Source organism: Belliella marina, from assembly GCF_042682445.1.
Classification (GTDB): domain Bacteria; phylum Bacteroidota; class Bacteroidia; order Cytophagales; family Cyclobacteriaceae; genus Belliella; species Belliella marina.
The window spans coordinates 6,846-13,624 of record NZ_JBHUHR010000048.1; the positions used below are offsets into that span (position 1 = coordinate 6,846).

The window sequence follows — 6,779 nt, forward strand, 5'->3', positions numbered from 1 at the left end:
TATATTTTTATTGATTTTGACTTTGTGATAACAATCGAACTCAGGTTATAAATAAGCAAGTCTAGAATTTCTATTATTCAAATCACTTTCCGAATATAGGTACTTCAATGCTTTTTCGTTATTGGATTTTGCCAACTCAAATAGATTTAGCTGAAAGTAATATTGGGCATACTCCTGATACAATTCACTTTTGAGAAATGGGTCATCAATTTCTTCCATACTCTTCTCAACTTCTTGTAGATAGGATAGACATTTATCAAATTCCCCAACTACCCAAAGCAAATTTGCCAATTTGATTTTTGCGAAAAGCAGGCACTCAAGATCTTTTTTCGAATCTGTTTCCTGTATCACATCAAGCAGAAACTTTAAACCCAGCCTTACTTTTTCAATTGAAGTTCTGTCCTTCTGTTCAGCTGATGCTGTGCTGAATCACATTCCCCACAGTCGTTGACTGGCTGTGTTTTACCAAACCACTCGTGTTGCATTCTTACTGCTTCCACCCCTCTATTCACCAAATAGTTCATCACAATCGCTGCTCTTCTTTCAGAAAGCGATTTATTGTATTCCTCACTGCCACGCTGATCTGTATGGCCAGATATGTAGAGATTTAAGTTCGGCATACGCTTCATCAATATAGCTGTTCGCTCAAGCTCTTTCCTATGTACCGGCCTGATAAAGGACTTGTCAAAATCAAAGTACACGATCGGTATGGCATTCAACTCCTTTTGCAACTCCTCAAAAATACCTAACCCATCACAGATATCTTTATCCAGAAACTCCTTCGGCAAATCATATTGTCTGTTTGGATCAGAAAAAGCTTCCAGTACCAACTCCGATCTCCTGTTCAACTGATGCTCCCACTCTAGACACGGCACGCCATCTCCACAGTCGTTGGTGAGTTTTTCCTCTCCATACCAAACCGAACGAATCCTATCTTCCCCAACATTGTACTGCTTCAGGTACTCACTCACTGCATCCGCTCTATTTTGACTCAAAGTTTCATTGTATGTATGACTCGCTCTCGAATCCGTATGCGAAGACACCTTCAAATCCAAGAAATCATATTTGCTCATCAATTCACCAATCTTGTCCAATACAGGCATCTCAGTTTCCCTGATAAAATATTTATCCAAGTCATAATATACAATATCTACATACACCGGCATCTGATACGGAATCTCTGCCAACCTATACGTACGCTCCAGGATTTCCCCTTCCATGCCAATTGTACTCAAGGTATTGTCATATATACTGAAATATCCCTGCTTGCTTATCTTAATGTCATAGTTACTTTCTGGTGACAAGTCAGCACGAAGCTCGCCTGAACTTTCTTTATCTATAGATACTGCTTCATTTTTTTTCAAATCTGTCAAAACCGCATCGAAACTCTCTGCAAACAACTCCCCATCACAATCTACTACTTTTGCCAATAACCGCTTTTGCAATTCCAATATGCTGTATATGTCATCCAAACCCATCCCTCCTTCTCTATCACTACTCAAATATGGATTTCCATCTGGGGAGATACTGTAGGCAAAGTCATCCCTGTTTGAATTATATGGAACCCCCATATTTTCTACACCTTTTACCTCACCTGATTTAATTGAAGATCTGAATATATCCAATCCCCCTATGCCCGGATGACCATTGCTGGAAAAGTAAAACCAGTCTTCAGCTACAAACGGATGGCTTTCATTCTTATCTGTATTGATCTCAGCACCCAAGTTTACAGGTGTACCAAAATTCATCTCAGAATCAAACTCCATATAATACAAATCAAAACCTCCATATCCTCCAGGCATATCAGAACTAAAATACAACCTACTGGCAGATTCATCTACAAACGGATGCATCACTCCGTAATTTACCGCATCATTTATCCCCAAAGGAACGTGATCATGCAAGTTCCCCAAAGAATCCACCTTGCTGTAGAAAATTTCCCCTCCAACGGCAAAGTTTCGGTTACGTTTAGCCTTCCGGATACTTCTGGTCACAGTGTAAAACATCAACCTCTGGCTATCCAGAAAACTGGCATCAGAAAAATGCAAGACCTCTGGATTGCCTGAATCCAAGGCTGTAAGATTTCCTGAACTGTCTTTTCTGTAAAGTTTGAAAAATGACCTGTCATTGAAATCGTATCGTTCTTTGCTGTAAATATTATTTAAGTCTGGACGGATAGCAGCCTTACTGCTTGGTATGACTTCTCCCCGATCTGATGCAAAATACAGATTTCCATCTTTGTCAAAAGCAGACCCAAAATCGGAATCCGAACTGTTTACTCCATCTACAGGCTTCAACTCTAATTCAGACCGGGATTTATACAAGGATGCCATATACGCAAAGTCAATCTCTGGAAAATCAGATTCACTGAACCTGCTCTCAGACAACAATTCTTTGATGTCGGTCTTCGATCCCAGATTCAAATAAGCAGCCCTGATATATTCCAAATAATCATCTCTTTCAGCTTCCTCAAACCCAACCGTTTTTGCCCACCACTCCATTGAATTCGGATAATCACGAATTTCTCTGTAAGATTCTGCAATCCGCTTTGCTGTACTATAACGTTCCCGTTTTTCAAAAGCCCGCTCGTATTCTGAGGCAGCATGGTGGTAATTTTGCAAAGAATACTGCTTATCAGCATATCGCAATATGTAATTCTGACCACTGGCTTGACTATAAGACAGCATCATCAAAAGAAAACAAATAGGTATGTATAATTTATTCATAGCTTAAAACCATCTAGGATTACGCATTTTAACATTTCTTGAAGGTATGTAGTAACCCACTGACAACTCATGGGAATTGTTCCTGAAATCACTCAGAACATTCAAATTATGGTCATAAGCATAACCCAACCGCAAATACGGAGTGGCAAATATCTCCACGATCATCGCTACTGCATTGCGTTGGTTTAGATTGCTCTGCAAATGATCCATGCCAAGCTGTACATTTGACCTGTATGATCCTCCTACCCAAACTCTTTCATTGAACAAAAACATTGCATTCAGGTCATAACTTGTTGGAGCGCCTTTTACTTCCTTGATCAGAAAACTAGGTTTGAATTCTACTGCTCCACCCAAAGGAACCAAAACCCCAGCTGTCAGGTAATAATGGAAATCATGGAATGCCAAAGAAATATCTTCTCTGCGAAGCGTATTCCGACCTATCAAATTAAATGTACTAAACCCGGCATAAAACCGATCAGTATGGAAAAACAATCCCGCATTCATATTTGGTGTGAATAGGTTCACTTTACCTTCAGGAATGTTTGGGTCATTCTGGTCATTCGGATCCAGCATACTACCATCGAGTGCATACTCGCTCGCTCCAGCACTGACCCCGAGCCCAAGAAAGCTTTTACGGCCTGTCTGGATCCTATAGGCGTATGACAACATACCTGAATTCGTTGTCACAGGCCCCAATCTGTCGCTCATCATTGAAATACCAAACCCCATAGTCTCCTCATTTGCACTCAGATCTGCTGTTATGGTAAAGGTTCTGGGTGCTCCTGGGAAGCCTACCCACTGATCGCGGTAAGTACTCTGTATATAGGGCTGTCCCTTGTATCCCGCATACCCTGGATTGATGTGCAACCCGTTGAAAATATACTGGCTAAACTGAGGCAATTGCTGTGACTCAACGCTGCCGATGGTCATCAAGACCATCAGCATTATCATCATTGTTATGTTATAAATCCTTTTCATTGTTGCTTTCCTTTAATCTTTGATTACTTGGATCCAGCCTTTGAAAATATGTTCCCTGCCTGACGCATCAACAGCTTTCAAGACATAGAAATAGGTAGATGCAGGCAGGTTTTCAGAAGACCAATCATTCTGATAATCATCAGCTTCAAACACATGGTCACCATATCTATTCAAAATCACTATGTTGTTGGAATCGAATTTATCAAGTCCTTTGATCTCAAACCTGTCATTTTTACCATCATCATCAGGTGTAATCACATTTGGAATAAAGAATGGTCGAATCCTATTTACATCATTATCGCTGTTATTGTCAAGGTTAGAATCCTGTTCGGCTCCTGTAACAGACACCATATTGGTGATTGTCTGTTCATTGCTTTCAGAAAGTGCTTCAGCCACAACCCTGAGCCTGATGTTTATAACAACATCAGAGCGGAAATCGGACACCAACCACCTTAACGTACCTGTCTGTTGGCTGAAGTTGATTTCAATAGACGAGTCAGTGCTTTCGAAGCTCTGGGAAACAAATCGTACTCCAGCAGGAAGTGCATCTTCTATAAGAACTTCAGTAGCATCTGTACCGCCGATATTAGACACTATGATGTTATACTCAAATTCATCCCCTTCCCAGATCGCTACTTCATTGGAAGTCTTTGTGATTGCCAAGTCAATGATTTTTTCCGAAATCACTGTAGGAGCAGATGCTTCCATGACAAATCCTCTTCTGCCAAAGATTACCCTGTTCACAATCTCACCTTCCTCAAGAACCATTGCATTAAGTTGGATTTCTAAAGTCTCTCCAATACCTATTTCTGCAAAATCCCAGAATAAATCTCCAGAGGTATCTAGACTTGAACTCATGAACATTAACTCATCTGGCAGTAAATCTTCAACTCTAGCATTGGTAAGGACAAATTCACTTCTGTTGGTGAATATCAATGTGTAATTCAGGATATCACCAGGTGCAGCGGTTTCAACATTGACAATTTTCTCTAAATCCACCAAGATTGGTCTCACAGTAATTGTTACTGTCGCCTGACTACAGCTTGGTGTAGGTGAGCTACTGTCACATACTTCATAGACGAATGTATCTACTCCCGAGAATCCTTCTTCTGGTGTATAGGTAATTGTACCGTCAGAATTAATAACCAGAGTACCATTGGTTGTATTGCTTACAATTGCAAGAGTGGCTGGATCTATCGGCAAGTCTGACAAATCATTTGACAATACATCCAAAACTATTGGCGTATCTTCATTGGCTAAGAATTCATCATCTATTACTTCAATAGTATTGCCGTCTACTACAATTATGACTGTTGCAGTACTGCAGTTGGTTGGATTAAGGACATCACAGATTTGATAGGTCCATGTATATGTCCCATTAGATGCATCAGGTGCAACCGTAATCGATCCGTCAGGATTCAATGTAAGTTCAGGATCACCTTCCACAAGGGTCAAGATCACATCTGCTGGATCCACCGGTTCTCCATTCAAGGTATCATTCTCCAATACGCTTGGTGTAGTGCCGCCATCTATTCCATTGATCGGACCAAATTCATCGTCGTTTGCTACGATTGGTGCAGGGACAACTGTTACAGTCACCGTTGCTGTCTCACAGTTCGTCGGGTTCAGTATCTCACAGATACTGTATTCCAAGGTATAATCTCCCGCAGGAGTGTTTGGCCCTACCGTTATCGACCCGTCAGGGTTCAAGGTCAGCTCTGGATCACCATCTACTAGGGTCAAGATCACATCTGCTGGATCCACCGGTTCTCCGTTCAAGGTATCATTCTCCAATACGCTTGGCGTAGTGCCGCCATCTGTTCCATTGATCGGACCAAATTCATCGTCGTTTGCTACGATCGGTGCAGGGACAACTGTTACAGTCACCGTTGCTGTCTCACAGTTCGTCGGGTTCAGTATCTCACAGATACTGTATTCCAAGGTATAATCTCCCGCAGGTGTGTTTGGATCTACCGCAATCGAACCGTCAGGGTTCAAGGTCAGCTCTGGATCACCACCTACAAGGGTCAGGTTCACATCTGCTGGATCCACCGGTTCTCCGTTCAAGGTATCATTCTCCAATACGCTTGGTGTAGTGCCGCCATCTGTTCCATTGATCGGACCAAATTCATCGTCGTTTGCTACGATTGGTGCAGGGACAACTGTTACAGTCACCGTTGCTGTCTCACAGTTCGTCGGGTTCAGTATCTCACAGATACTGTATTCCAAGGTATAATTTCCCGCAGGTGTGTTTGGATCTACCGCAATCGAACCGTCAGGGTTCAAGGTCAGCTCTGGATCACCACCTACAAGGGTCAGGTTCACATCTGCTGGATCCACTGGTTCTCCGTTCAATGTATCATTCTCCAATACGCTTGGTGTAGTGCCGCCATCTGCCCCATTGATTGGACCAAATTCATTGTCGTTTGCTATAATGATGTTTGGTATAGAATTGATAGTAATTGTATCCTCTTCAAATACATTGTTGTCATTAGGATCTTTTCCAGATACAGTGGCAATATTGGTTACAGCTCCACTAACTAGATCTTCATTGGAGATAGTATAATTGCCATTCACAACTATATTATCACCTGGAGCAAGCGTACCAAAACTAACATTCGTAATCGACTCAATAAGCGGATCATCTACAACTACATCTGTAATAGTCACGTTCCCTGTGTTCGTAACAGTAATCGCGTATTCCAATACATCGCCAACAGCGTTGTAGGAAGTTATGCTTGCATCACCGTTCACCGATATCAATTCCTTCAAGATGGTGAAGGATGGTTCCTGGATTGCTGGTGTTTCCTCCTCTCCTTCCGTCGGATCTTCTGGATCAACATTGTTGCCATTCGGATCTTCGCCGTTGGCGGTTGCCACGTTCAGTACAGATCCGTTGTCCAAGTCGGATTGGGTAATCGTATGCGTGGTCGGGAAGGTCTCTGTTCCAGCTGGGGCAAGGTTTGCGATTGTTTCGTTCAAGCCGGTCAAGGCATCCTCAACCTCGATATTCTCCAAGGTCACATTCCCTGTATTGGTTACAGTGATTGCGTATTCCAATACATCGCCAACAGC

The 6,779-nt window shown here is 42.1% G+C and carries 4 protein-coding genes; all 4 read right to left on the reverse strand.

What is annotated here, in order from left to right:
- Positions 1-45 precede the first annotated feature (45 nt).
- Positions 46-351 (reverse strand): hypothetical protein, encoded by a 306-nt coding sequence (locus tag ACFSKL_RS21280; protein WP_376889157.1) that lies wholly within the window; start codon positions 349-351, stop codon positions 46-48.
- A 26-nt stretch (positions 352-377) separates the two neighbouring features.
- Positions 378-2,726: an OmpA family protein gene (locus tag ACFSKL_RS21285; RefSeq protein WP_376889159.1), complete on the reverse strand. Its 2,349-nt coding sequence runs from the start codon at positions 2,724-2,726 to the stop codon at positions 378-380.
- 3 nt (positions 2,727-2,729) lie between these two features.
- Positions 2,730-3,704, reverse strand: a complete 975-nt coding sequence (locus ACFSKL_RS21290) for a PorP/SprF family type IX secretion system membrane protein (protein ID WP_376889160.1) — start codon at positions 3,702-3,704, stop codon at positions 2,730-2,732.
- A 12-nt stretch (positions 3,705-3,716) separates the two neighbouring features.
- Positions 3,717-6,779 (reverse strand): DUF7507 domain-containing protein (locus ACFSKL_RS21295; protein WP_376889163.1); only part of this gene is annotated, 3,063 nt, incomplete at its 5' end.